Below are 23,591 nucleotides of genomic sequence, written 5' to 3' on the forward strand. Positions count from 1 at the left end.
TGGATGCTCAAGGACCTGGCAACCAGCGTTCCGCAGACCCGACACGTGATCGTGCTGTCCTCGGACGGCCTGCGCATGGCTCAGCACGGCACGGACCCGGACGCCGCCGACCGGCTCGCCGCCGCCTGTGCCGGTCTGCAGAGTCTGTCGACGGCGATCGCCTCCGAATTCCCGCGCGGGGACGGGGAGATGCGCCTGGTCGTGATCGAGGTCGACGGCGGATTCTTCTACCTGATGGCCGCCGGCGCCGGAGCGTTCCTGGCGGTGCTGGCCGACGACGACGTGGACGCCGGGCTGATGGGGATGCGGATGCGGGACCTGGTGGCCCGCATCGGTTCGCACCTGACCAGCCCGCCGCGGGTCAGTGGGTCGGTGACATGAGAGAAGCCGGACCCGACCCCGCGACCGCACCCGGCAGTCCGGACCGGCTGTACATCCTCACGGGCGGCCAGACCCGCGCGGAGAAGAAGACCGAGCTCGATCTCGTCACACTGATCGTCTCCCGCACGGAGACCGACCCCGGTCTGCAGCCCGAGCACGCCGCCATCGTCCGGATGTGCCACTACCCCCTGTCCGTCGCCGAGATATCGGCCTATCTGGAACTGCCCGTCAGCACGCTGAACCTGCTGCTGACGGAGCTGTTGTCCAGCAGCCAGGTGGAGGCCCGCCCACCGGTCCCGGCGGCGGCGCTGCCCGACGTCCAACTTCTTGAGGCGGTGATGAATGGACTTCAAAGGCTCTGACACCCAGGGCCCCGGGACCTACGCGGGGCCACGGAGCGAGGACGTCCTTCCTGCGTCGGCCACGGCGGCCGTCAAGGTCGTCATCGTCGGTGGTTTCGGAGTGGGAAAGACGACCCTGGTGGGCGCGGTCAGTGAGATCCGCCCGCTGACCACCGAGGAGACCATGACCCAGGCCGGGGTCGGCGTCGACGACCTCGCCGGGATCGAGCACAAGACCGAGACCACCGTGGCCATGGACTTCGGCCGGATCAGCATCAACGAGCAGCTGGTGCTGTATCTGTTCGGCACGCCCGGCCAGGAGCGCTTCTGGTTCCTGTGGAACGGTCTCTTCGAAGGGGCCCTCGGCGCGGTGGTCCTCCTCGACACCCGCCGCCTGGAGGTCAGTTACGACGTGATCGGCCGCCTGGAGGAACGGGGCGTGCCCTTCGTCGTCGGGGTCAACCGCTTCCCCGAGGCTCCCACCTACCCCATGGCGGAGCTGCGGGCGGCGATGGACCTGGACGACTCCGTGCCCATGGTCGACTGCGACGCCCGCGACCGCGCCTCCTGCCGCGACACCCTGCTCACCCTCATGCGCTATCTGTACACCCTCACGACCGCCTCCCCGGAGCCCCAGTGACCCTCCCCCCCGAACACGCCCGCGCCGACTCCCCGGCCGGGCCACCCCCGCAGTGCCCCGTCCACGCCCTCGGTCCGGGCGGCGTCACCCGCTTGTACGGGCCGGAAGCCGAGGCCGACCCCAACGCCCTCTACGAGCGGCTCCGCGCCAAGCACGGCCCGGTCGCGCCCGTACTGCTGCACGGCGACCTCCCCGCCTGGCTGGTCCTCGGCTATCGCGAGAACCTCGACGTGGCGCGCACCCCCTCGCGCTTCTCCCGTGACTCCCGGCTGTGGACCGAGGCCCGGGAGGGCCGGCTCACCCCCGAACACCCGCTCGCGCCCGTGGCCACCTGGCAGCCGGTCTGCGTCTTCGCCGACGGGCAGCAGCACGAGCGCTGGCGCGGAGCGGTGAACGACGCCATCGCGCGCTTCGACAAGCGGGGCATCCGCCGTCATGTGACCCGCTTCTCCAACCAGCTGGTGGACCAGTTCTGCGCCTCCGGCCGGGCCGACCTGGTGCACCAGTTCGCGGAGCATCTGCCGATGATGGCGATGACTCAGCTGCTGGGCATGCCCGAGGCGTACAGCCTGCGGCTGGTCAACGCCGCCCGGGACATGATCAAGGGCACCGAGACGGCGGTCGCCAGCAACGCCTTCGTCCAGGAGACGCTGCGCAAGCTGGTGGCGCGCAAGCACGTGGAGCCCGGTGCCGACTTCACGAGCTGGCTGCTGGAACACCCCTCCGGGCTGTCGGACGAGGAGGTGCAGCAGCATCTGCGGCTGGTGCTCATCGCCGCGTACGAGACCACGGCGAACCTCATCGCCAACACCTTGAAGATGGTGCTCACCGACGTCCGCTTCCGGGCCTCGCTCGCCGGCGGCCATATGACGCTGCCGGACGCGGTCGAGCAGGTGCTGTGGGACGAGCCGCCCTTCACCACGATCCTCGGCCGCTGGGCGACCCAGGACACCGAGCTGGCCGGGCAGCAGATCAAGGCGGGGGACGCCCTGGTGCTGGGGCTGGCCGCCGCCAACATGGACACGGTGGTCCGGCCCGACCCGGACGTCCCCATCCACGGCAACCGCGCCCACCTGGCGTTCAGCGGAGGCCAGCACGAGTGCCCCGGCCAGGATGTGGGCCGGGCGATCGCGGACACGGGCATCGACGCCCTGCTCCTGCGACTGCCCGACCTCACCCTCGGGGTGGACGAGTCGGAGCTCAGCTATCACTCGTCATTGATGGGGCGTCACCTGCGGAAGCTGCCGGTGAAGTTCACCGCGCGTCAGCCCCAGCCCCCCGAGGCCCCCGCGGAGCTCGTCCTGGACGATCCGGCGCCGGCCGCTCATCCGACGAGGCCGGAACAGCCGGCGGCCATCCCGCCGCCGCCCGGCCAGGCGCCCGCGCCGGGCGGATGGTGGCGGTCGTTCACCCGCTGGTTGCGCCGCGGATAGAGGGGTTCGAGTTGGCCCCACCACCAGGCGATGGAGGGGATGGGCAGCGGGGTCAGGCTGTCGTCCGAAGGGGCCGGCTTCCACCACTGGACGGGCGTCGTGGTCCCGTACGGGTCGGCGTAACGGCTGCAGGCCGACGCCCAGTCGAGGTGGCCGCGGATGAACTGCCCCAGGGCCACCAGATAACAGCGCAGTTCGACGCCGGCTCTCGGCCAGAGCTGTTCGCGCAGTCGCAGGAAGAGTGTCATGACGCGGTCCCGCATCGCCATGGCCTCTTCCTGCGCTCGGGCGGGCTCGCAGTCCCGTTCCTGGGCGAGGACGTCGATCAGGTTGAGATGGTCACCGGCGCGCCGGATCTCCTTGTTCCGTGAATAGAAGTCGTTGTCCCAGGCGACCAGCGTCCAGGTCATCTCGGTCAGCGCCCGCACCTCGGGCCGGTCAAGGTCGTGATCATGGAGTTCGTATCCCCCGGCAATGTCCATGAGTGCCGTGGAGGGTGCCATGCCGATGGCTCGCATCCACATGGCGGCGTAGTCATTGACGGAGGGCAGGGCCCGGTCGCGGCGGCAGGCGGCCTCCCACACCAGACCTGACAAATAGGTACGCATGCCTTCGGTCCAGTGTCGTAGCTGGGTCGGTGTGGCGTGGTCGGCAAGCTCCAGCCGGACGGCGCGCAGCGCCGCCGCGTGGGGTGAGTCATCCGGCCATGGCGGATTCGGGGCTTCCAGTACGCGCATGATGCGCGAGGTCGCCTGGGCGAGGCCGTGGGCGGTGGCGCCCGACTCGTCGCACAGGGCGTCGTCCAAGGAGAAGAGCACCGAGTGCAACTTGGCCACCACGGCGAGCGGGGCGGCCTGACCGTAGGGCATGGTCCTGGCGGTCAGCCCGCCGAAGTCGCAATCGACAAGGCGTTGGCGCTGGTGGGGCGAGGGGTCCAGGTCCTGTTGGAGCATCCAGTGGACCGATGCCTCGTTGATCTCCCGTACGCGGGGGTGGACGGCCGGTGGGATCGGACAGTAGAAAGGCAGGATCTCCAAGAGTTGGGCTGTCATGCGGTCTCGCACGCTCCCCACGCCGCCTCCCCAGGCCGACTTACGACATTCCTGTCCACTTTTGCGCGGTACCTGCCCAGGGCGGACCGTGGATAACCTGTGGCGCATAACCACCCACACCTTTCCAGCACCGGACGCAAGGCTCACTTCGGATCGTTTTCGATCGAATCGAGCCAAATAGGTTCCCCTGGAGGGTGTGAAACGGTTGAATATTGCACACCGTTGTCGGGTTTCTTCACCACGGTCCTCCCCTGTTCGAAAGGCCAAGGGTTGACCGGTTCTCGCTCGCATGGAGCGGGGATGAACACCGACGACTCCCGACACTGGTGATCGGCTGGCCCTCGGAGGCATGGCATGGCAGTGGCATCGGCGGCCCGGCGGTACGCACCGGCGCTCACCCGGCCCTGGTGGCGTGCGGCCGCGGCGGCCGGGGCGGGTGCGCTGCCCGCGCTGGCCTTCCCCGCGCCGGCGCTGTGGTGGCTCGCGTACGCCGCGCTCGTTCCGTGGCTGCTCCTGATCCGCTCGGCCGCCACGGCCCGCCGGGCGGCGCTCGACGGGTGGCTCGGCGGGTCCGGCTTCCTGTTGGCCGTGCACCACTGGCTGCTGCCGAGCCTGCATGTCTTCATTCTGGTACTGGCCGCGCTGCTGGGGCTGCTGTGGGCGCCGTGGGGCGTGGTGGTGCACCGGCTGCTGGGCGGCTCACCCGGGGTCGGCCGGGCCGCGTCGGCCCTGCTGGTCGTACCCGCCGCGTGGTTGATGGTCGAACTTGCCCGTTCCTGGGAGTATTTGGGCGGCCCCTGGGGGCTGTTCGGTGCCAGTCAATGGCAGGTCGCTCCCGCGCTGAGGATCGCTTCGGTGGGTGGGATCTGGCTGGTTAGTTTCCTCCTGGTGTCCCTCAACACCGCTCTCACCACGCTGATTTGTTCGGCTCACAGCCGTATCACCGGTCTGGCCGGGGTGATCGCCTGCGCCGCGGCCGTCGCTTCCGTGTGGGTGTGGGCACCGCTGCCCGAGGCCGCGGGGACGGTGCGGATCGCGGTCGTACAGCCCGGGGTCGTCTCCGGCGAGCACAGCCCGCAGCGACGCTTCGACCGCGAGGAGGAGCTGACCCGTCGGCTGGCCGGACAGCGCCCGGACCTGGTGGTGTGGGGCGAGAGCAGCGTCGGCCAGGATCTGGGGCAGCGGCCCGATCTGCGGAACCGGCTGGCCGCGCTGTCCCGGGCGGTCGGCGCGGATCTCCTCGTGAACGTCGACGCCCGGCGCTCGGACCGGCCCGGGATCTTCAAGAGTTCCGTGCTCATCGGCCCCGACGGCCCGACCGGTGACCGCTACGACAAGATGCGGCTGGTGCCCTTCGGGGAGTACGTGCCGGCGCGCTCGGTGCTGGGCTGGGCCACCTCCGTGGGCAAGGCGGCGGGCGAGGACCGCAGGCGCGGCGCGGCGCGGGTGGTGATGCGGCCGCCGGACGCGGGCGGGCTGCGGATCGGCCCGCTGGTGTGCTTCGAGTCGGCGTTCCCGGACATGAGCCGGAAGCTGGCGGGCGACGGGGCGCGGCTGCTCGTCGCCCAGTCGGCGACCTCGTCCTTCCAGCACAGCTGGGCACCGGGGCAGCACGCCTCGCTGGCCGCGCTGCGGGCCGCCGAGACCTGGCGGCCGATGGTGCACGCGACGCTGACCGGAGTGAGCGTGGTCGCCGACCCGCGCGGCAGGACGGTGGGCGAGCGGCTGGGCACGGACCGCAGCGCGTCGGCCGTCTACGACGTGCCGCTGGCGCGGGGCACCAGCCCGTACGTCCGCGCCGGCGACTGGGCCGTCCTCGGCGCGCTGGCGGTCCTCGCCTGCTACGCCGCCTTCGAGGGCGTACGGGCGGTGCGGCGACGCCGCGTCAGGAAGCCTGCTCCAGAGCGGCGTTGACGACCCGCTCGCACAGCTCGTGGGTGAGCAGGGCGTCCTCCGCGTCCAGCACCTTGCCGGCCCGTACCGCGTCGAGGAAGGCCAGGACGACCTGCTCGATGCCGCGCTGGCGGGCGACGGGCACCCAGTCGCCGCGGCGGCGGACACTCGGCTGACCCTTGTGGTCGACCACCTCGGCGAGATTGAGCACCTGGCGCTTGGTGTCCCGGCCGGAGACCTCCAGGACCTCCTCGGTGGAGCCGCTCATCCGGTTCATGGTGCCGATGGCGGTGAAGCCGTCGCCGGAGAGCTGGAGCACGACGTGGTGCATGAGGCCGTCGCGGACCCTGGCCCGTACGTCGATGTGGTCGACGGTGCCGGGCGCCAGGAAGCGCAGGGTGTCGACGACGTGGATGAAGTCGTCGAAGACGAGGGTGCGCGGGTCCTCGGCGAGGCCGACGCGGTTCTTCTGGAGGAGGACGAGGTCGCGCGGGTGCTCCAGGCACTGGGCGTAGCCGGGTGCGTAGCGGCGGTTGAAGCCGACCATCAGGCTCACCCCCCGCTCCTGGGCGAGGCGCACGAGCCGCTCGCTGCCGGCGAGGTCGTACGCGAGGGGCTTGTCCACGTAGACCGGCACGTCCGCTTCGAGGAGGCGGGTGACGATCTCGGGGTGCGCCGCGGTCGCCGCGTGGACGAACGCCGCGTCGAGGCCGGCCGCCAGGAGCGAGTCGAGGTCGGCGTGGCGGTGGGCGTCCGGGACGCGGTAGGTGTCCCCGACGCGGTCGAGGGTGGCGGCGGTCCGGGTGTGGAGGTGGGGTTCGATACCGGGCTGGGTGGTGAGGACCGGCAGATATGCCTTCTGAGCGATGTCCCCGAGCCCGATGCAGCCGACCTTCACTGAGCCTCCCTGGTGCGCGTCTCCGTTTGAGCAGCATACGTGTGTACGGGTGGTCGCCGATCGGCCACTCCGTCGAGGCCGCGCGGGGCGGCACGGGAGCCGAGGAGGTCGAGCGCGGCGAGGCCGACGGTGCGCAAGGCGCAGGCTGCCGCACGGCGTGATCGGAAGCGGTGAGCGGCGATAACCCCTGGCGGGAGGGGGTGAGAGACGTCAGTATGGCGCCCATGGATCTCCCTGAGCGCCCCGAGCTGCCCACCGTCTGCGACGAACGCACCAGCCTGGAGGGCTGGCTCGACCACCACCGGGCCACGCTGGCCCTGAAGTGCGCGGGCCTTACCGATGAGCAGCTGCGCGAGGCGTCGGCGCCGCCGTCGGAGCTGACCCTGCTCGGTCTCGTCCGGCACATGGCCGAGTGCGAGCGCGGCTGGTTCCGCAATGTCGTCGCCGGGGGCGAGACCAAACCGATCTACGTCACCGAGGAGGACCCCGACGGGGAGTTCCACTTCACCGAGCAGGACACCTGGGAAGAGGCCTACGCCACCTGGCAGGAGCAGATCGCCTTGGCCCGCGAGGTGACGCGGGGGCGTTCGCTGGACGATCTCAGTCTTGGAAAGCACCGCACGGGCAAGACGTTCGACGTGCGGTGGGTCTACACCCACATGATCGAGGAGTACGCGCGCCACAACGGCCACGCGGACCTCATCCGCGAGCGGATCGACGGCGCCGCGGGGGACTGACCGGCCGGGATGTCGCGCGAGTGATCACGCGTCACTCGTGCGGGGCATTCCCAATGGGCCTTGCGGGGCAGCAGAGTTGAGCGAGTGCATCGACTGCCCGTAGTGACAGCTCTGACGGTGATGACGATGGCGGCCGCCGTCGGCTGCGTGTCCGTCTCTCCGCGCACCGCGCCGCATTCCCCGCCCCGTCTGTCCGGCGCCGCCGAACCCCGCTTCCTGCCGGGCCCCGCCCGCGAGTCGCTGGTCATGACGGGCCCGGATGCCCCGGAGAAGGGGGCACCGGCGTCCCCGGGGGATCCTCGGGACGGGCGCGGAGCCCTGTCGGACGACCTCGGCGCCGTGCGGGACGGGCACGGCCGGACCCGGCCGGACGAGTGGGGCGGCTCGTACGACTCCCCCGAGTCGGAGGGTGTCCACGGCCCGGGCGGCTCGGGTGGTTCGCGTGGTTCGGGCGGCTCAGGTGGAAGGGACAGATCGTCCCCGTCCGGCCCGTCCGGCCCTTCGGACACCTGGAGCCCCGCCCACCCGGCGGACCGCCGAGCGGCGCCCTCACGCCGGGGCCCTTCCTCAGGTCCCCCTGAGCAGGCACCAGTCCCGCCGACGACCACGATCACCGGCCGGGCATCCGAACCGGAACGGGCACCCGAAAGCCACCGCGAGGCCCCCGCGCCGGTCGCCCCGCCGCCCCGGCGCGGCAAGGGCATCTGCTCGCTCGGCCATGAATACGGCCACTGGCAGCAGGGCGGCGACGCCTCCCGCATCTGTGGCCAGGTCTACGGGCAATGAACCCCGGCGGGGGCTCGGTGCCCGGGGTGGTGGATCAGATCGCGAGGTCCGGGATGCGCCAGTCGATCGGCTCGTGGCCCTGGGCCGAGACCGCCTCGTTGATCTGGGTGAAGGGGCGGCTGCCGAAGAACTTCTTCGCCGAGAGGGGCGAGGGGTGGGCGCCCTTGACGACGGTGTGGTGGTTGTCGTCGATCAGGGGCAGCTTCTTCTGGGCGTAGTTGCCCCAGAGCACGAAGACGGCCGGGTCGGGGCGGGAGGCCACCGCGCGGATGACCGCGTCGGTGAACTTCTCCCAGCCCTTGCCCTTGTGGGAGTTGGGCTCCCCGCCCCGGACCGTCAGGACGGCGTTGAGCAGCAGGACGCCCTGCTGGGCCCACGGCATGAGGAAGCCGTTGTCCGGCACGTCATAGCCGAGCTCCTCGCGCATCTCCTTGTAGATGTTGCGCAGCGAGGGCGGGGTCTTCACCCCGGGCCGGACCGAGAAGCACAGGCCGTGCCCCTGGCCCGCGCCGTGATAGGGGTCCTGTCCGAGGACGAGGACCTTCACCTGCTCGTAAGGGGTCGCGTCGAGAGCGGCGAAGACCTCCCCGCGCGGCGGGTACACCGGCGCCTTGGCCCGCTCCTCCTCGACGAAGTCCATGAGCTCCTTGAAATAGGGCTTCTCCAGCTCCTCGCCGAGGACTCCGCGCCAGGATTCGGGCAGCATGTCGGTGACGGTCACGTCAACAACCTCCGGGGTTCGTTCCGTTCTCACCCAAGAACTTACCGGCGACCACTGACAACGCCGACGTCGAGCGTCAGAACCCCGCGTTGAGGAAGATCCCGCCGTCCACCACGAGCGTCTGCCCGGTGATCCACCCGGCGGCGTCGGAGAGCAGGAAGGCCGCCGCTCCCCCGATGTCCTCCGGCACGCCCAGCCGTCCGAGCGGGTACGAGGCGACGACCTCCTCCTCGCGCCCTTCGTAGAGGGCGGCGGCGAACTTGGTCTTCACCACGGCGGGGGCGATGGAGTTGACCCGTACGCCCGGTGCCATCTCGTGCGCGAGCTGGAGCGAGAGGTTGACCATGGCGGCCTTGCTGATGCCGTACGCGCCGACGAAGGGGGACGCGCCGAGCCCGGCGACGGAGGCGATGTTCACGATCGCGCCGCCGTTCTCCTTCTGCCACGCCCGCCAGGTCCGCTGGGCGAAGCCGAGCGCGGAGATGACGTTGGTCTCGAAGACCTTGCGGGCGACGGCGAGGTCGAGGTCGGCGATCGGGCCGAACACGGGGTTCGTACCGGCGTTGTTGACGAGGTAGTCGACGCGCCCGAAGGCGTCCATGGCGCGCTCCACGGCGGCGGCCTGGTGGGCCTCGTCGTGTGCCTTGCCGGCGACGCCGAGCACCCGGTCGGGGCCGAGGGCCTCGACGGCCGCCTTGAGGGTGTCCTCGTTGCGTCCGGTGATGACGACGCGGTCGCCCCGGGCGACCAGCGCCTGGGCGATGCCGTATCCGATGCCGCGGCTGGCGCCCGTGACGAGGGCGACCTTTCCGCTGTCCTGTGCGGTCATGAGTGCGTCCGTCCCCGTCAGTTGAGCGGTCCGCCGGCCACGTACAGGACCTGGCCGGAGACGAAGCCGGCCCGCTCGTCCGTGAAGAAGGCGACGGCGTTGGCGATGTCCTCGGGCTCCCCGACGCGCTGGACGGGGATCTGGCTCGCCGCCGCGGCCTTGAAGTCCTCGAAGCCCATGCCGACGCGGGCGGCGGTGGCGGCGGTCATGTCGGTGGCGATGAAGCCGGGGGCGACGGAGTTGGCGGTGATGCCGAACTTACCGAGCTCCTTGGCCAGGGTCTTGGTGAGGCCCTGCATACCGGCCTTGGCGGCGGCGTAGTTGGCCTGGCCGCGGTTGCCGAGCGCGGAGCTGCTGGAGAGGTTGACGACACGGCCGAAGCCGGCGTCCACCATGTGCTTCTGGCAGGCGCGCGACATCAGGAACGCACCCCGCAGGTGGACGTTCAGGACCGTGTCCCAGTCGTCCTCGCTCATCTTGAACAGCAGGTTGTCGCGGAGCACGCCGGCGTTGTTGACGAGGATCACCGGCGCGCCCAGCTCGGCGGCGATCCGGGCGACGGCGGCGTCCACCTGAGCCGCGTCGGAGACGTCGCAGCCGACGGCGAGGGCCTTGCCGCCCGCCGCCGTGATCTTCTCCACGGTGTCCGCGCAGGCCGCCTCGTCGAGGTCGAGGACGGCGACCGCGCACCCCTCTTCGGCCAGGCGGACCGCGGTCGCGGCGCCGATGCCACGGGCCGCGCCCGTCACAACGGCCACACGCTGCTCGGTGGTGGACATGCGGGGCTCTCCTCACCTCGGAACGTCGACATCGACGTCGCGCTCGGCTCCGGCGGCCGCTCCCCCGGCGCTCCGGGAACCGACGAGCGCGAACAGGTGAGCAACCGCTTAGTAGCTTGTGGATCAGACGCTAGAAGCCCCGCCACCCGCTGTCAACGCTTCACGGCTCACCTCACCAGCAGGTCGAGCAGACGCTCCGGTTCGCCCTCGGGGTCGGCGGTCAGCCCGGTGTGCACGGGGCCGGGCTGTACGACCGTGGAACGCGGCGCGATCAGCCACCGGAACCGCCGCCCGGGGTCGTCCCCCGCGGCCTGTCCGGCCCGCTCCCCGCCGAGGCAGACGCCCTCGACGGCGCACAGCGCGGCCCGTACTCCCTCGACGTCGGCCGCCGGGTCGAGGGCCAGCAGCCGCGCCTCGTCCAGGTGGACCCGGGCCTTGACGAAGGACTTCGCCTGGCAGTAGACGACGACCCCGGCGTTGATCTGCTCACCGCGCTCCACGCGCGGGACGACGCGCAGCAGCGCGTACTCGAAAACATCGCGTCCATTGTGGCGCCCGGTCATTTTCCGGCCCTTCCATCGAGCCTGACACGCACCCACTCCGGGGCCTGCGAGGGCTTGTCCTTGCTGCGTTCGCCCAGGGTGATCCGGTCGCCGATGCCCGCCGCGCGCTCCAGGAGCACCTCCACATAGGCGCGGCGCAGCTCGTCCGGGTCGGCGAAGCCCGGCTCGTCCACGAGCCATTCGTCGGGGACGTCGGCCGCGACCGCGGTCAGCAGTTCCTCGGTGATCCGCGGGGCGAGCTCGGCGGCCGCGGCCGCGATGTCCGGGCCGAAGGAGGCCAGGACGTGGTCGGAGGCGTCGTAGGCCTTGCCGGCCGCCGCGCCGGCCGTGGGCCAGTTGTGGTGCCAGATCATGGTGGCGCCGTGGTCGATGAGCCACAGCCGGCCGTGCCACACCAGCAGGTTGGGATTGCGCCAGGAGCGGTCGACGTTGTTGATGAGCGCGTCGAACCAGACCACGCGCCCGGCCTCGGCCGCGTCCGTCTCGAAGGCCAGCGGGTCGAAGCCCAGCGCGCCGGGCAGGAAGTCCATGGCGAGGTTGAGCCCGCCGCTGGCCTTCAGCAGGCCCTGCACCTCCTGGTCCGGCTCGCCCCGGCCGATGACCGGGTCGAGCCGGATCCGGGCCAGCTCCGGCACCCGCAGGCCCAGGGCCCGGCCGAGCTGTCCGCAGATGACCTCGGCGACCAGGGTCTTGCGGCCCTGGCCGGCGCCGGTGAACTTCATGACGTACGTACCGAGATCGTCGGCCTCGACGATCCCGGGGAGCGAGCCACCCTCACGCAAGGGCGTGACATAGCGGGTGGCGATGACTTCGGGGAGCATCGCCCCAGGCTACTGCGGTACGGGGAGGTATCCGGTACCGCCCGTGCGCGCCTTCTTCCGCCGTCGGCGGCGGGGCACTGAACGCGGGCGGCTCCGCGGCCGTATAACTCCCATGAACCAGCGAGCTCAGTTCAGAGGAGCGATCATGACGCATTCGTCACCGGTCCGGGCCGGCACGAGCCGCCGCACTCTCGTCGCCGCCGCGGGGGCCACCGGCCTCGTGGCCGCGCTCGCCGCGTGCGGCTCGGACGACAAGGGAGGCAAGGGGGACCAGGGGGCCGAGGAGACGAAGCCCGGGCAGCAGCCCGCCACGCCGTCGGGCGCGGACGGGACGCCGAAGGAGGCGGCGCCCAAGGGTGACGTCCTGGCCCGCACTTCGGAGATCCCGGTGGGCGGCGGGAAGGTCTTCGCGGACCGCAAGGTGGTCGTGACGCAGCCCGCGAAGGGTGAGTTCAAGGCGTTCTCGGCGGTCTGCACCCATCAGGGGTGCCTCGTGAAGCAGGTGGCCGACGGGACGATCGACTGTCCCTGTCACGGCAGCAAGTTCAGCGTCACGGACGGCAGTGTCCGGGGCGGGCCCGCGCGGCGGCCGCTGCCGCCGCAGGGCGTCACGGTGCAGGGTGATGCGATCCAGCTGGGCTGAGGCCGCCCCGCCGGGTCAGCGCGGCCGGTGCGGGCGCCGCCAGTCGCGCAGCACGGCCTCGGCGGTGGTGACGGTGGCGACGAGGGCGAGGGTGTGGCGGATCATCGCCGCCGTGTACTCGGCGGGCACTCCGGCGATGGCGTCGGCGGGGACGACGGCCGTGTAACCGAGGTTGACCGCGTCGAAGACGGCGTTCGGTATCGCCACGTTGGCCGAGACGCCGGTGACGACCAGGGTGCGGCAGCCGAGGTTGCGCAGCAGGGCGTCCAGGCCGGTGCCGGCGAGCGGTGAGAGCCCGTGCAGCCGCCGTACGACCAGGTCGCTGTCAGCGACGGGGATCGGCTCGGCGACGCGGACGGCCGTGGTGCCCGCGAGCTGCTGTACGGGCAGCCGCTCGGCGGCGCGGAAGAGGCGGGCGTTACGGCCGGCGCCACGGCCGTCGGGGCGGCGCTCGGCGATCGCGTGGACGACCTGGACTCCGGCGGAGTGCGCGCCGGCGACCAGGCGCGCGACATTGAGGAGGGCGCCGGAGGCGCGCGCCACGGTGGCGAGTTCGGGCAGGGCGCTGTCGGGGCCGACGACACCGCGCTGGCATTCGACGGTCAGGAGCACGGTCTCGGCCGGATCGAACAGCTCGGGGAGCGGATCGGCGCGCGGTCCGTTGCGCGGCTCGGGGAGCGGCTCGGCGCGGGGTCGCTCGGCGTGCGGTCGCTGGGCGTGCGGTTCCGGAGGCGCCATGGGCTCCCTCGTCAGGTGGTGGCGGGGTCGGATCGGGCGGGGTCGGAGCTCGCGGGATCGCGCTGATCGCCGGATCGCCGGATCGCCGGATCGCCGGATCGCCGGATCGCCGGATCGCCGGATCGCCGGATCGCCGGATCGCGTGAGGCTAACGGGCATTGCGTCGTGGAGGAAGAGGCCTCATGATTCCTGACACCCAGTCAGAACTCCAGGGAGGTGCGGGATGACCACCACCCAGCGGCGGGGCCGCCGGATCATGATGACGCGGGCGGAGCTCGACGCCTTCCTCACCGAACAGCGCACCTGCCGGGTGGCGACGGTCGGCCGGGACGGCCGGCCGCACGTGGGCGCGCTGTGGTTCGTCTGGGACGGGGACGCGCTGTGGCTGTACTCCCTCGTCCGCAGCCGCCGGTGGGCCGAGCTGCGGCGGGACGCCCGGGTGGCGGTGGTGGTCGACGACGGCCGGGAGTACGGGGAGCTGCGCGGCGCCGAACTGTCCGGCACGGCGGCGTTCGTCGGCGAGGCGCCGCGCACGGGCCTGCGGTGTCCCGGCCTCGACCCCGTCGAGGCGCTGTTCGCCGCCAAGTACTTCGGCCTGTCCGCGATGCCGCACGACGGCCGGCACGCGTGGCTGCGCCTGACGCCGGAGGCGGTGGCCTCCTGGGACTTCCGCAAGCTGCCGGGCGGCTGAGGAGGAGACCCTCAGCGGGGTGCGGGCAGGCCGGACACCGTCTCGCCCGCCGCCCGCAGCGCGTCCACCGCCGCACGGATCGAGGGCCTGCGGTCGGCGTCCGCGCGCCAGACCGCGTAGACGTGGCGGCGCATGGTGTGGCGTACGGGCACGACGCGCACCCCGTCCGGTACCGGGCCCCGGCCGAGCCGCGGCGCGACCGCGACGCCGAGTCCGGCCGCGATGAGGGCGAGCTGGGTGTGGTGCTCCTCGGCCATGTGGGAGATGCGGGGCTCGATGCCCTTGCCGCGGAGCGTGAGCATCAGCCAGTCGTGGCAGAACTCGCCCCTGGGCCAGGAGACCCAGTCGTCGGCGGCGAAGTCCTCCAGATCCACCTCGCGCCGGTCGGCGAGGGGGTGGTCGGCGGGCATCGCCACATCGGCGAGGTCGTCGAGGATCTGGGCCTTGGCCAGGCCGTCGGGCATGGGCAGCGGCTTGTTGTACCAGTCGAGGACGACGGCGACGTCGATGTCACCGCGCACGACCCGGGGCACGGCCTGGTCGGGTTCCATCTCCTCCAGGCAGGCGCGCAGTTGCGGGTGGGCGCGGCGCAGCTCGGCGAGGGCGGTGGGGAAGAGCCCGCGGGCGGCCGTGGGGAAGGCGCCGAGCAGCAGCTCGCCGACGGCCTCGCCGCGCTGGGCCTCCAGGTCGGCCTGCGCGAGCTCGACCTGGGAGAGGATCCGCGAGGCGTGGTCGGCGAGCAGCCGGCCGGCGTCGGTCAGGCGCACGCCGCGGCCCTGCTTGGCCAGCAGCTGCTGGCCGGTCTCGCGCTCCAGCTTGGCGAGCTGCTGCGAGACGGCCGAGGTCGTCACGTGCAGTCCGTCCGCGGCGGCGCTGACGGAGCCATGGCGGGCGACGGCATTGAGGGTGCGCAGGCGGTCCAGGTTCAACATGTAAGGAATGCTACGCGATAGGCACCAGTTTTATTTGCTTGTTCTAATGCGTGCGGAGCCTCATTGTTATGCTCATGCGCACCATAAGCACCACGGGCACCATCGCTTCTCCCGACTCCTCGGCCCCGACTCCCCCCGCTTCTCCGGCTGCTTCCGGCTCCCCCGCCTCCCGGGCCCCGGCATCCGGCGCCCCCCGGACCGCGGATGGCGCCGATGGCGGCCGACCGGGACGCCCGAGCCTGGACTGGCGGATCCGCTTCGGTGCGCTCGCCCTGATCTGGGGATGCAGCTTCCTGTTCATCAAGCTCGGCACCGACGGCTTCGCCCCGGCGTACGTCTCGCTCGGCCGCATGCTCTTCGGCACGGCGGTGCTCGTCGCGGCCCTGGCCGTCAAGCGGGAGCGGCTGCCCCGGCGCGCCCGCACCTGGGGGCACCTGGCCGTCGCGGCGTTCCTTCTCAACGCCCTCCCCTTCACGCTCTTCGCCTACTCCGAGGTGCGCATCCCCTCCACCCTCGCCGGCATCTGCAACGCCACCACCCCGTTGTGGGGCATGGTGCTCTCGCTCGTCGCCCTCTCCGAGGACCGGCCCACCCGGCGCCGGTTCGCCGGGCTGGGCATCGGCTTCCTCGGCGTGCTCACCGTCCTCGGCGCCTGGCAGGGCTTCGACGGGCAGGACCCGACGGGCACGGCGATGGCGCTGATCGCCTCCGCCAGCTACGCGGTCGGCTGGATCTACGTCCGGCGGACCCTGTCCTCCACCGGCGACTCCCATCTGTCGATGTCCGGTGCCCAGCTGCTGCTCGGCGCGGTCCAGCTGGCCGTCGTCGCCCCGCTGCTCAGCCCGCTGCCGACCTCCTTCCCCACCGTGCCCCTGCTGGCCGTCCTCGCACTGGGCGCCCTGGGCACGGGCCTGGCCTTCCTCGTGCAGTACGGACTGGTCGCCGAGGTCGGGCCGACGACCGCGACCCTGACGACCTACTTCATCCCCCTCGTCGCGACCGTGGCGGGCGTGCTCGTCCTCGATGAACGCCTCACCTGGAACACCCCCGTCGGCGCCCTGATCGTGCTGGCCGGCGCGGCGCTCACCCAGAGCAAGGCGCGCTCCGCCCCCAGGAAGGCGGGCCGCGGGACTCAGTCGTAACGCCCCGTCGACACCGGGCCGGTCACGGACGCCAGCGCGTCCGCGACCGGCCCTATCTCGTCCATGGCGAGCGGGGAGACGGTCAGCCGGACAGCGGACGGCGATGCCAGCCGGAAGCGGGCGCCCGGAGCCACCGCCCACCCGGCGTGCAACAGCCGTGCCACCGCCGCGGCCTCGTCGGGCACCGGCAGCCACACATTCATGCCACTGCGCCCGTGCGCGGCGATCCCCCGCTCCCGCAGCGCCCCCACGAGCGCCTCCCGACGCCGCCCGTACGAGGCCGCCACCGCCGGGGTGTCCACGGCGCCGCTCCGCCACAGGTGCAGCACGGCGTCCTGGAGCACATGGCTGACCCAGCCGGAGCCGAGGCGCTGCCGGCCGCGCACCCGGTCCACGGTGACGGGGTCCCCGGTGATCACCGCGAGCCGCAGATCCGGCCCGTACGCCTTGGCGACCGAACGCACCACCACCCAGTGGTCGGTGACCCCCGCCAGGGGGCGCAGCGGCACGTCGACGATGCCGTGGCCGTGGTCGTCCTCGATGAGCAGCACCTGCGGATGCCCCGCGAGGACGGCCCGCAGCTCGCGGGCGCGGACGCGGCCGATCGCCGCCCCCGTGGGATTCTGCGCGCGGTCGGTGACGATCAGCGCCCGGGCTCCCTGCCGCAGGGCCCGGTCGGTGTCCTCGGGCAGGGGGCCGTCGTCGTCGAGGGCGACGGGGACGGGGCGCAGGCCCAGGGCCGGGACGAGGTCGAGGAGGCTGCCCCAGCCCGGGTCCTCGACCGCGACGGCGTCGCCGGGCCGCAGATGCGCGCTCAGTACACGCTCTATGGCGTCGAGGGCCCCGGAGGTGACGGCCAGCGGTCCGTCCGGCACGCCCTCCTCCGTGAAGGCGGCGCGGGCCAGCCGCTCCAGCTCGGTGTCGACGGCGGGCGCGCCGTAGAGCACCGGCCGTTCGGCGGCGCGCGCGGCGGCCGCGGCGAGGGCGTCGGCGAGCGGGGGCAGCAGCGCCGGGTCGGGGTTGCCGGTGGAGACGTCGCGCACACCCTCGGGCGCCTCCACCCGGATCAGCTCGCGGTGGGTGCTGGCCGGGCGATGGCGCACCCGGGTGCCCCTGCGGCCGGCCGTCTCGACCACTCCCCGCTCGCGCAGGGTGCGATAAGCGGCCGCGACCGTATTGGGATTGACGCCCAGCTCGACCGCCAACTCGCGCATCGGTGGCAGCAGTTCGCCCGGAGCGAGGCTGCCCGCACCGACAGCACGCTCCACGCTCGCGGAGATGTCCGCTGCGCGACGACCTTGAATCCGATACTCTCCTAGCACAAAGCCCAGTATGCACTAGTGCAATGGAGTGCGCAATGTCTGTTCCCGCCACGGCCGCCACGACGCCCGGCACCTCGCCCGGCACGGCTGCCGCGTCTTTCGAGCCGACCGAGCGGACCGCCCTGACCCGCCACCGCGAGCGCGGCTCCTACGACCGCGAGCTGATCCACTCGATATTGGACGCGGGCTACGTCTGCCACCTCGGCTTCGTCCGTGACGGGGCCCCCATCGTCCTGCCGACGCTCTACGGCCGCATCGGCGACCGCCTCTACGTGCACGGCTCCACCGGGTCCCGCCCGCTGCGCGACGCCTCGCTGACCGAGGACCCCGGCATGCCGGTCTGTGTGACCGTCACCCACCTCGACGGTCTGGTCCTGGCGCGCTCGGCCTTCAGCCACTCCCTCAACTACCGCTCGGTCGTGGTGCACGGCACCGCCCGCCAGGTGACCGAGGAGGCCGAGCGCAGGGCCGCGCTCGACGCGCTCGTGGACCAGGTCGTGCCGGGCCGGTCCGCGGACTCCCGCCCCGCGTCGCCCAGGGAGCTCGCCGCGACGGCGGTGCTGCGCGTCGACCTCACCGAGGCCTCCGCCAAGGTCCGCGACGCCGGCCCCGGGGACGACCCGGAGGACATCACCCTCCCCCACTGGGCCGGCGTCGTCCCCGTGACCACCGTCTACGGCACCCCGGTCCCGGCCGACGACCTCACCCCGGGCATCCCCGTGCCGGACTACCTCACCGTTCTGTGACCCTCACCTCCGCGTGATCCTCACCTTCGCGTGACCGCCCCGCCGAGAGCCGGCGCGGCCTGCCCGCGCGCCTCGGCGACGGCCAGTGCGACCACCGCGCACAGCAGCACCGCGGCGCCCGCCGCCGTCGCCGCGGTGAGGTGCTCACCGAGCAGAGCCACCGCGATGACCGCTGCCGTGACCGGCTCCAGCAGGGTGATCACCGAGACGGTGGTGGCCCGCACCACCACCAGGCCCGCGAAGAACAGCCCGTAGGCGAGTGCGGTGGGCACCGTCACCAGGTAGGCCATCAGCCCGAGCGTGCGGCCCAGTTCGCGGGCGTGCGGCCACAGCCCCTCGACGGCGGCCAGGGGCAGCAGACAGACCGTCCCGACCACGAAGGACGTCACCGTCGTGGTGAACGGATCGGTGGACCGGCCCTCGCGCTCCAGGAACCGCGCGTAAAGGGTGACGACCGCGTAGCCCGCGGCGGACAGCAGCGCCAGGGCCACACCCACCGGGCGCACCGCGCCCGTACCGTCATTGCCGAGCATCAGCACGGCCAGCCCGGCGAACGCCCCGGACACCGCCAGCACACCGCCTCCGCCCAGCCGTTCGCCCATGAACAGCCTGCCGCCGAGCGCCACCAGTACCGGCGCGGCGCCCAGCGTCACCACGGTGCCGACCGCGATCCCGGTGCCCTCCACGGCCCCGAAGTAGGCCACCTGGAAGACGGTCAGGCCCACGCCGGTGATCAGGACGCGCCCGACCCCGCGCGGCAGCGGTTCGTACGGGCGGGCGGCGCGGACGTCCGTACGGACCGTGCGGCACCGCCGAAGTGCCCACACCGCCAGCAGCAGTAGGAGCCCACCGGCCGTGCGCCAGAAGGTGAGGGCGACGGGGCCGAGCCCGCTGCCCTCCATGACCAGGTCGGCGGTGGCACCCGTGGTGCCCCAGGAGGCGGCCGCCACGGCGACGTAGAGCAGTCCGCGACCGACGGGTATGCCGGCCGGGGACTCCGGCACGGGGACGTGCGAAGGCGACGTGGCGGAGGAAGGGCAGGGGGAATAAGAGGAATGGGGCATGACTGTTCTCCCGCGGAAGACATGAGGTGATCGCGTAGTCCTCTGTGCGGGCAGCGGCGATCCGCCCGGGGCCTCGCCCCGGGCCCGGTCCTCCGGGAGCGGCCGCCCGCGCTAGGCGGCGGGAGGCGGCAGAACGGTCATCGGCATGATCGGGAGCCTATGCCGACCGGGTTCCGGCCGACAACTCCTCCTCGGTGTCCGCCGCCACGCCCTCGGCGCGGGCAACCGGCCCGTCTGCGGCGGCCTTCGGCGCGGAGCTCTGCGCGATGAAGGCTCCCAGCAGCACCACCGCACCGCCCGCGATCTGCGGCGCGGAGAGGTGCTCACCGAGCAGCACCCAGGCCAGTACGGTCGCGATGACCGCCTCCAGACAGGCGACCACCCCGGCCACCTGCGGCGAGAGCCTGCGCACCGAGACGACCCCGGTCAGATAGGCGGCCACCGTCGCGATCAGGACGATCCAGGCGAGCAGCAGAGCGGCGGGCAGCGGCGTCCCGTTCATGTCGACCCTCCCGGCGAGCACCTGCCAGTCCATGGCCCACGGGTGTGCGACGGCGGTGAGGATCACGGTGCCGATCAGCAGGCCGTAGGCGATGACGCCGACCGGGTCGGCGGGCTCGTCGCCGTCACTGCCGTGGTCGGAGAGGACGAAGTAACCCACCTGGCAGCAGGCCGCGCCGAGCGCCAGCAGCAGCCCCACCGCGTCGAAGCTCAGCCCCGACCACACCTCCACCACGCAGGCGAGTCCGGCGACGGCCAGGACGACGCCAACGGCCGCGGCCCGGCTCACCGGGCGCCGCTGGACGAAGCGCACCCAGCCGAGCACGAGCGCGGGGGCGAGGTATTCGACCAGCAGTGCCACCCCGACGGGGATGCGGGATATCGCGGCGAAGTAGCAGGCCTGGACGCCCGCGACGGCCAGCAGCCCGAACCCCGCGAGGAGGGCGGGCCTGCGTGTCAGCAGGGCGCGGTGGCGCCAGGCGACGGGCAGCATGACCAGAGCCGCGCCGGCCACGCGCAGCCAGACGACATGGAGCGGGTCCAGACCCGCGAGGATCAGCGGCTTGGCCGCGACACCCGATCCGCCGAACGCGAGCGCGGACACCAGCGCCCACCCGAGGCCGGCGCTCCTCCCCCGAGACACATCAGAACCATGCATCGGAGCATCATGTCAGCCGATGACATGACCGTCACCCCCTTCGCTCATGACATGAGACGGGGTGAGACGCGTCGTCGCGGCCGGGGTGGCGCCGAGCCGCGCGAGGAGCGACTGAAGATCGACTCCGGCCCGGCGCAACACCTCCGCGGCCCGGCACCGGTCGTCAACGGCGAGAGCGGCGAGCAGGTCGAGACCCGTGACCCGGCCGGCGTCCCTTGCCCGGGCTCGGGCGAACGCGCCTTCCAGGGCCGCCCCCGCCGGCCGCGACCAGCCGGGCGCCCGGCTGTCCCGGAAGGCGGGCAGGGCACCGGTGTCCTCGACCGTGCCGCTCCACCGCAGCCCGTAGCCGATGGTGCGCTGGACGAGATAGCCGAGCAGCCGTACGACCCGGCCCGCGCCGTCGCCGTCCACGACGCGGCACGCCTCGGGGTCGGCTTCGAGGAGCGTGTGCAGCAGCTGCGCGGTGTCGATCTGCCGGTCGCCGTCGCGGACGGCGCGCCTGCGGGCGCCCGCGACGGTGGCGGCCAACTCGGCGCTGAGCAGGCTCTCACAGGCGGTGCCGACCGGTTCGGTATCACGTGTACGGCTTTGCACCTTCCCACCCCATCAGCCCCACGCCGCCACGTCATCCCCGGCGGGGAGCATTCGCGCATCCCACGCGGGTTGGGCACGAACGGCTCCGCCCTCATCCTTGAGGAGGATGAGGGCGGAAATGTCCTCAGGGACGGTGCCGGCGAACCGGTCCGGGTCAGCCCTCGTCGGCGAGGATCAGATACAGCTTCTTGCGCGATTCGTTGATGACGGCCAGCGCCTTCTCGCGCTGCTCCTTGCTGCCGGTCTTCCAGACCTGCCCGAAGGCCTCCATCAGCGCGAAGCCCGCCTGCCGGATCTCCTGCATCGACTCCCAGTCGACCCCGCGGCCGACGTCCTGCCACGGCGCGTCGGAGCCCGCGTCGGCCTCGGCGCGGCCCGCCCGGGTGAGAGTGAACAGCTTCTTGCCGCCCTCGCTCTCACTCTCGATCAGGTCCTCGTCCTCCATCATCTGGAGCGTGGGATAGACCGATCCGGGGCTCGGCTTCCAGGCGCCGCCACTGCGTTCGGCGATCTCCTGGATCATCTCGTACCCGTGCATCGGCCGGTCCTTCAGCAGCGCCAGGATCGACGCGCGGACGTCACCGCGCCGCGCCCTGCCGCCCGGGCCGCCACGTCCGCGGCCCCGCGGCCCCCCGAACGGCGGACCGCCGAAACCCGGCCCGAAGGGGCCGAACGCGGCCCGCCGCCCCTCGAACTCACCCGGACCACGACGGCCGGGCCCACAGTGCTCATGGTGCTCATGGTGCTCATGTCCATGCGAACGCCACATGACGTCCCTCCCATCACTGATAGGTCTTGATCAGTCGCGATGCTTCAACGATATATCGGAACCGATCGCATGGCAATCCCCGAAGCGTTTCCGTCCACCCCGCCCGCCCCGTCCGCCGCCCACCCCGCCGACTCCCGCCACTGGCTCCTTCAGCGGCCCCTCCCGACCGCCGATTCCGGTCCAGATTTCATGGATTGGCCCTGTCCCGGCGCCTCAGTGGCCCGTACGGTCCCCGCATGCGGATACGAATCGTCGACGCCTTCACCGACCGCCCCTTCGCCGGCAACCCGGCAGGGGTCCTGCTCTTCGACTCCGATCACTTCCCCGACGACGACCGGCTCCAGCGGATCGCCGCCGAGGTCAACCTCTCCGAGACCGCCTTCGCCCATCCGCTGCCCGCGGGCGGGGAAGCCGACTGGGCCCTGCGCTGGTTCACCCCCGCCGCCGAGGTCGACATGTGCGGCCACGCCACGCTGGCCACCGCGCACGTCCTGCACACCACGGGCACCGCCACCGGCACCGTGCGCTTCGCCGCACGCTGCGGAATCCTCACCGCGACCACCCACCCGGACGGCTCGATCACCCTCGACTTCCCGACCGCGCCCCTCACCCCGGTGGCCACGCCCGACGGGGTCGCCGGCGCGCTCGGCGCCGAACCGCTCTCCGCCCACGACACCGGCCCGCACATCGGCGACCTCATGGTCGAGCTCGCCGACGAGAAGACCGTACGGTCGCTGTCCCCCGACATCCCGTCGCTCGCCCGGCACTCCCACCGCGGCGTCATCGCCACCGCCGCGGCCGAGGACCCCACGCGCGGCTACGACTACGTCTCGCGCTGCTTCTTCCCCAACGTCGGCATCGACGAGGACCCCGTGACCGGCAGCGCGCACACCGCCCTCGCGCCCTTCTGGTCCGCGCGCCTCGGCCGCGACGACCTGACGGGTCTCCAGGCGTCCACGCGCACCGGGCTCGTACGGACCGGGCTGCGCGGCGACCGCACGCTGCTGACCGGCGGCGCCGTCACCGTCATCGACGGCGAGCTGCTCGCCTGAGGCTCCCGGGGGCCGGTCAAGCCGTGGGCAGCCAGCCCACCTTGCCCGCGAGCAGGGCGTAGCCGACGAACGCGACGATGTCTATCAGCGCGTGCGCGGCGACCAGCGGCCCGACCCGCCCCCACCGCCGGTAGAGCAGCACGAACACCACGCCCATCACCATGTTGCCGACGAGCCCGCCGATCCCCTGGTAGAGGTGGTACGAACCGCGCAGCGCGGCGCTCGCCACGAGGGCCGCCGTCGGCGTCCAGCCCAGCTGCCCGAGCCTGCGCAGCAGATAGCCGACGACCACGACCTCCTCCAGGACCGCGTTCTGCACGGCGGAGGCGATCAGGACCGGGAGTTTCCACCACACGTCGGGCAGCGACTCCGGCACCACGGTGAGATTGAACCCGACCGCCCGCACCCCGAGGTAGAAGAGCAGCCCGGTGCCGCCGATGGCCGCCGCGAGCGCCGTCCCCCGGCCGAGGTCGAAGGCGGGACGGGTCCGGTCGAAGCCGATGACCCGCAGGCCGCCGCGGTCTCCGCCTTCCCTCAGCAGCAGGTGCGCCACGAGGAAGACGGGCACGAGCGCCGTCGCGACGCCGAAGACCTGCCAGGAGAGATCCAGCCACGGCCGGCCGGGGGCCTGCGAGGCGTTGAGGTGGGCGGCCTGGTCCTTGAGGCCGCCGGGCCGGGTGGCGGCGCCGACGAAACTGATGAGCGCCGATACCGCGCTGGCCCCCAGCGACAGCGCGAGGACCAACAGCGTCTCGCGGCCCAGCACGCGCCGCCGGGCGGCCTCGTCCGCCGGCGTGCCGGAAGGGGCGCCCGGCAGGGTCTCGCCCTCGCCCCACGCGTTCTGCCGCACAACCGCCTCCACTTT

At 72.4% G+C, this 23,591-nt stretch carries 28 protein-coding genes; 13 read left to right on the top strand and 15 right to left on the bottom strand.

All coding sequences use genetic code 11. The annotated features are described in order from the left end of the window. Positions 1-3: 3 nt before the first annotated feature. From ACZ303_RS28325 to ACZ303_RS28340, 4 genes are read left to right on the top strand one after another with little or no spacing between them, the layout of a single operon-like run. A complete protein-coding gene (locus ACZ303_RS28325) occupies positions 4-381 on the top strand; it encodes a roadblock/LC7 domain-containing protein (protein WP_467343346.1) in 378 nt (125 codons plus the stop codon). Continuing rightward, positions 378-743 (top strand): DUF742 domain-containing protein, encoded by a 366-nt coding sequence (locus ACZ303_RS28330; RefSeq protein WP_467343300.1) that lies wholly within the window; start codon positions 378-380, stop codon positions 741-743. The genes ACZ303_RS28325 and ACZ303_RS28330 overlap by 4 nt, the downstream gene beginning before the upstream one ends. Beyond that, entirely contained in the window at positions 724-1,362 is a 639-nt protein-coding gene (locus ACZ303_RS28335) for a GTP-binding protein (protein ID WP_467343301.1), read from the top strand. The genes ACZ303_RS28330 and ACZ303_RS28335 overlap by 20 nt, the downstream gene beginning before the upstream one ends. Further along, positions 1,359-2,795, top strand: coding sequence for a cytochrome P450 (locus tag ACZ303_RS28340; protein WP_467343302.1), 1,437 nt, complete (start codon positions 1,359-1,361; stop codon positions 2,793-2,795). Before ACZ303_RS28335 ends, ACZ303_RS28340 begins: the two co-directional genes overlap by 4 nt. Here the strand turns inward: ACZ303_RS28340 and ACZ303_RS28345 are convergent. After that, a complete protein-coding gene (locus ACZ303_RS28345; protein ID WP_467343303.1) occupies positions 2,687-3,847 on the bottom strand; it encodes a terpene synthase family protein in 1,161 nt (386 codons plus the stop codon). The genes ACZ303_RS28340 and ACZ303_RS28345 overlap by 109 nt on opposite strands. Positions 3,848-4,201: 354 nt before the next feature. Between ACZ303_RS28345 and lnt the strand changes: the two genes are divergently transcribed. Further along, on the top strand, positions 4,202-5,761 hold the full coding sequence (gene lnt / locus ACZ303_RS28350; RefSeq protein WP_467343304.1) for an apolipoprotein N-acyltransferase: 1,560 nt from the start codon (positions 4,202-4,204) through the stop codon (positions 5,759-5,761). Here the strand turns inward: lnt and ACZ303_RS28355 are convergent. Next, on the bottom strand, positions 5,733-6,638 hold the full coding sequence (locus tag ACZ303_RS28355) for a Gfo/Idh/MocA family protein (RefSeq protein WP_467343305.1): 906 nt from the start codon (positions 6,636-6,638) through the stop codon (positions 5,733-5,735). The genes lnt and ACZ303_RS28355 overlap by 29 nt on opposite strands. A gap of 26 nt (positions 6,639-6,664) precedes the next feature. Here ACZ303_RS28355 and ACZ303_RS28360 point away from each other — a divergent pair, with 26 nt between their 5' ends. From ACZ303_RS28360 to ACZ303_RS28370, 3 genes are all read left to right on the top strand, one after another. Next, positions 6,665-6,799, top strand: a complete 135-nt coding sequence (locus ACZ303_RS28360; protein ID WP_467343306.1) for a hypothetical protein — start codon at positions 6,665-6,667, stop codon at positions 6,797-6,799. A 54-nt stretch (positions 6,800-6,853) separates the two neighbouring features. Then, positions 6,854-7,375, top strand: coding sequence for a DinB family protein (locus ACZ303_RS28365; protein ID WP_467343307.1), 522 nt, complete (start codon positions 6,854-6,856; stop codon positions 7,373-7,375). Positions 7,376-7,477: 102 nt separating this feature from the next. Then, complete coding sequence (locus tag ACZ303_RS28370; RefSeq protein WP_467343308.1) at positions 7,478-8,161, top strand: hypothetical protein; 684 nt, start codon at positions 7,478-7,480, stop codon at positions 8,159-8,161. Between the two features lie 34 nt (positions 8,162-8,195). Here the strand turns inward: ACZ303_RS28370 and ACZ303_RS28375 are convergent, their stop codons facing one another. The 5 genes from ACZ303_RS28375 to ACZ303_RS28395 form a co-directional block, all read right to left on the bottom strand. Further along, a complete protein-coding gene (locus tag ACZ303_RS28375; protein WP_467343347.1) occupies positions 8,196-8,867 on the bottom strand; it encodes a uracil-DNA glycosylase in 672 nt (223 codons plus the stop codon). A gap of 91 nt (positions 8,868-8,958) precedes the next feature. Then, positions 8,959-9,711, bottom strand: a complete 753-nt coding sequence (locus ACZ303_RS28380) for an SDR family oxidoreductase (RefSeq protein ID WP_467343309.1) — start codon at positions 9,709-9,711, stop codon at positions 8,959-8,961. A 17-nt stretch (positions 9,712-9,728) separates the two neighbouring features. Further along, complete coding sequence (gene fabG, locus ACZ303_RS28385; protein WP_467343310.1) at positions 9,729-10,490, bottom strand: 3-oxoacyl-ACP reductase FabG; 762 nt, start codon at positions 10,488-10,490, stop codon at positions 9,729-9,731. A 167-nt stretch (positions 10,491-10,657) separates the two neighbouring features. Continuing rightward, positions 10,658-11,053 (bottom strand): DUF3037 domain-containing protein, encoded by a 396-nt coding sequence (locus ACZ303_RS28390; protein WP_467343311.1) that lies wholly within the window; start codon positions 11,051-11,053, stop codon positions 10,658-10,660. After that, a complete protein-coding gene (locus tag ACZ303_RS28395; RefSeq protein WP_467343312.1) occupies positions 11,050-11,874 on the bottom strand; it encodes a HipA family kinase in 825 nt (274 codons plus the stop codon). Before ACZ303_RS28395 ends, ACZ303_RS28390 begins: the two co-directional genes overlap by 4 nt. A 145-nt stretch (positions 11,875-12,019) precedes the next feature. Between ACZ303_RS28395 and ACZ303_RS28400 the strand changes: the two genes are divergently transcribed. Next, entirely contained in the window at positions 12,020-12,517 is a 498-nt protein-coding gene (locus ACZ303_RS28400) for a Rieske (2Fe-2S) protein (RefSeq protein ID WP_467343313.1), read from the top strand. Positions 12,518-12,532: 15 nt separating this feature from the next. On the opposite strand, the gene ACZ303_RS28405 is transcribed toward ACZ303_RS28400, so the two are convergent. Then, positions 12,533-13,255: a cysteine hydrolase family protein gene (locus ACZ303_RS28405; RefSeq protein WP_467343314.1), complete on the bottom strand. Its 723-nt coding sequence runs from the start codon at positions 13,253-13,255 to the stop codon at positions 12,533-12,535. Between the two features lie 223 nt (positions 13,256-13,478). On the opposite strand from ACZ303_RS28405, the gene ACZ303_RS28410 reads away from it, so the two are divergent. Next, positions 13,479-13,946 (top strand): pyridoxamine 5'-phosphate oxidase family protein, encoded by a 468-nt coding sequence (locus ACZ303_RS28410; protein ID WP_467343315.1) that lies wholly within the window; start codon positions 13,479-13,481, stop codon positions 13,944-13,946. An 11-nt stretch (positions 13,947-13,957) separates the two neighbouring features. Here the strand turns inward: ACZ303_RS28410 and ACZ303_RS28415 are convergent, their stop codons facing one another. After that, positions 13,958-14,878, bottom strand: coding sequence for a LysR family transcriptional regulator (locus ACZ303_RS28415; protein ID WP_467343316.1), 921 nt, complete (start codon positions 14,876-14,878; stop codon positions 13,958-13,960). 74 nt (positions 14,879-14,952) lie between these two features. Between ACZ303_RS28415 and ACZ303_RS28420 the strand changes: the two genes are divergently transcribed. Continuing rightward, positions 14,953-16,020, top strand: a complete 1,068-nt coding sequence (locus ACZ303_RS28420) for a DMT family transporter (protein WP_467343317.1) — start codon at positions 14,953-14,955, stop codon at positions 16,018-16,020. Here the strand turns inward: ACZ303_RS28420 and ACZ303_RS28425 are convergent. After that, on the bottom strand, positions 16,011-17,342 hold the full coding sequence (locus tag ACZ303_RS28425; RefSeq protein ID WP_467343318.1) for an aminotransferase class I/II-fold pyridoxal phosphate-dependent enzyme: 1,332 nt from the start codon (positions 17,340-17,342) through the stop codon (positions 16,011-16,013). The two genes, ACZ303_RS28420 and ACZ303_RS28425, sit on opposite strands and share 10 nt — an antisense overlap. Positions 17,343-17,377: 35 nt before the next feature. On the opposite strand from ACZ303_RS28425, the gene ACZ303_RS28430 reads away from it, so the two are divergent. Then, the gene (locus tag ACZ303_RS28430; RefSeq protein WP_467343319.1) at positions 17,378-18,088 is read left to right on the top strand and encodes a pyridoxamine 5'-phosphate oxidase family protein; all 711 of its coding nucleotides are present in this window, start codon (positions 17,378-17,380) and stop codon (positions 18,086-18,088) included. Between the two features lie 20 nt (positions 18,089-18,108). Here ACZ303_RS28430 and ACZ303_RS28435 read toward each other — a convergent pair whose 3' ends face one another. The 4 genes from ACZ303_RS28435 to ACZ303_RS28450 form a co-directional block, all read right to left on the bottom strand. Further along, positions 18,109-19,092 carry a DMT family transporter gene (locus ACZ303_RS28435; protein WP_467343320.1) on the bottom strand — a complete coding sequence of 328 codons (984 nt, stop codon included), beginning with the start codon at positions 19,090-19,092 and terminating at the stop codon, positions 18,109-18,111. A 217-nt stretch (positions 19,093-19,309) separates the two neighbouring features. Further along, entirely contained in the window at positions 19,310-20,311 is a 1,002-nt protein-coding gene (locus ACZ303_RS28440) for an EamA family transporter (RefSeq protein ID WP_467343321.1), read from the bottom strand. Between the two features lie 12 nt (positions 20,312-20,323). Then, positions 20,324-20,905 (bottom strand): Clp protease N-terminal domain-containing protein, encoded by a 582-nt coding sequence (locus tag ACZ303_RS28445; RefSeq protein WP_467343322.1) that lies wholly within the window; start codon positions 20,903-20,905, stop codon positions 20,324-20,326. A gap of 154 nt (positions 20,906-21,059) precedes the next feature. Continuing rightward, on the bottom strand, positions 21,060-21,674 hold the full coding sequence (locus ACZ303_RS28450) for a PadR family transcriptional regulator (RefSeq protein WP_467343323.1): 615 nt from the start codon (positions 21,672-21,674) through the stop codon (positions 21,060-21,062). A 236-nt stretch (positions 21,675-21,910) separates the two neighbouring features. Between ACZ303_RS28450 and ACZ303_RS28455 the strand changes: the two genes are divergently transcribed. Further along, positions 21,911-22,726: a PhzF family phenazine biosynthesis protein gene (locus ACZ303_RS28455; RefSeq protein WP_467343324.1), complete on the top strand. Its 816-nt coding sequence runs from the start codon at positions 21,911-21,913 to the stop codon at positions 22,724-22,726. A gap of 16 nt (positions 22,727-22,742) precedes the next feature. Here the strand turns inward: ACZ303_RS28455 and ACZ303_RS28460 are convergent, their stop codons facing one another. Then, positions 22,743-23,543 carry a CPBP family intramembrane glutamic endopeptidase gene (locus tag ACZ303_RS28460; RefSeq protein WP_467343348.1) on the bottom strand — a complete coding sequence of 267 codons (801 nt, stop codon included), beginning with the start codon at positions 23,541-23,543 and terminating at the stop codon, positions 22,743-22,745. Between the last annotated feature and the right edge of the window lie 48 nt (positions 23,544-23,591).

This window comes from Streptomyces sp. NPDC023527, assembly GCF_055560115.1.

What these genes read in the sequence shown, in the direction of transcription:
- ACZ303_RS28325 (WP_467343346.1), top strand. Translation starts at nt 4, where the DNA reads ATGCTCAAGGACCTGGCAACCAGCGTTCCGCAGACCCGACACGTGATC.
- ACZ303_RS28330 (WP_467343300.1), top strand. Translation starts at nt 378, where the DNA reads ATGAGAGAAGCCGGACCCGACCCCGCGACCGCACCCGGCAGTCCGGAC.
- ACZ303_RS28335 (WP_467343301.1), top strand. Translation starts at nt 724, where the DNA reads ATGGACTTCAAAGGCTCTGACACCCAGGGCCCCGGGACCTACGCGGGG.
- ACZ303_RS28345 (WP_467343303.1), bottom strand. Translation starts at nt 3,847, where the DNA reads ATGACAGCCCAACTCTTGGAGATCCTGCCTTTCTACTGTCCGATCCCA.
- lnt (WP_467343304.1), top strand. Translation starts at nt 4,202, where the DNA reads ATGGCAGTGGCATCGGCGGCCCGGCGGTACGCACCGGCGCTCACCCGG.
- ACZ303_RS28365 (WP_467343307.1), top strand. Translation starts at nt 6,854, where the DNA reads ATGGCGCCCATGGATCTCCCTGAGCGCCCCGAGCTGCCCACCGTCTGC.
- ACZ303_RS28375 (WP_467343347.1), bottom strand. Translation starts at nt 8,867, where the DNA reads ATGCTGCCCGAATCCTGGCGCGGAGTCCTCGGCGAGGAGCTGGAGAAG.
- ACZ303_RS28380 (WP_467343309.1), bottom strand. Translation starts at nt 9,711, where the DNA reads ATGACCGCACAGGACAGCGGAAAGGTCGCCCTCGTCACGGGCGCCAGC.
- fabG (WP_467343310.1), bottom strand. Translation starts at nt 10,490, where the DNA reads ATGTCCACCACCGAGCAGCGTGTGGCCGTTGTGACGGGCGCGGCCCGT.
- ACZ303_RS28390 (WP_467343311.1), bottom strand. Translation starts at nt 11,053, where the DNA reads ATGACCGGGCGCCACAATGGACGCGATGTTTTCGAGTACGCGCTGCTG.
- ACZ303_RS28395 (WP_467343312.1), bottom strand. Translation starts at nt 11,874, where the DNA reads ATGCTCCCCGAAGTCATCGCCACCCGCTATGTCACGCCCTTGCGTGAG.
- ACZ303_RS28400 (WP_467343313.1), top strand. Translation starts at nt 12,020, where the DNA reads ATGACGCATTCGTCACCGGTCCGGGCCGGCACGAGCCGCCGCACTCTC.
- ACZ303_RS28405 (WP_467343314.1), bottom strand. Translation starts at nt 13,255, where the DNA reads ATGGCGCCTCCGGAACCGCACGCCCAGCGACCGCACGCCGAGCGACCC.
- ACZ303_RS28410 (WP_467343315.1), top strand. Translation starts at nt 13,479, where the DNA reads ATGACCACCACCCAGCGGCGGGGCCGCCGGATCATGATGACGCGGGCG.
- ACZ303_RS28415 (WP_467343316.1), bottom strand. Translation starts at nt 14,878, where the DNA reads ATGTTGAACCTGGACCGCCTGCGCACCCTCAATGCCGTCGCCCGCCAT.
- ACZ303_RS28420 (WP_467343317.1), top strand. Translation starts at nt 14,953, where the DNA reads ATGCGCACCATAAGCACCACGGGCACCATCGCTTCTCCCGACTCCTCG.
- ACZ303_RS28430 (WP_467343319.1), top strand. Translation starts at nt 17,378, where the DNA reads ATGTCTGTTCCCGCCACGGCCGCCACGACGCCCGGCACCTCGCCCGGC.
- ACZ303_RS28440 (WP_467343321.1), bottom strand. Translation starts at nt 20,311, where the DNA reads ATGCATGGTTCTGATGTGTCTCGGGGGAGGAGCGCCGGCCTCGGGTGG.
- ACZ303_RS28450 (WP_467343323.1), bottom strand. Translation starts at nt 21,674, where the DNA reads ATGTGGCGTTCGCATGGACATGAGCACCATGAGCACCATGAGCACTGT.
- ACZ303_RS28455 (WP_467343324.1), top strand. Translation starts at nt 21,911, where the DNA reads ATGCGGATACGAATCGTCGACGCCTTCACCGACCGCCCCTTCGCCGGC.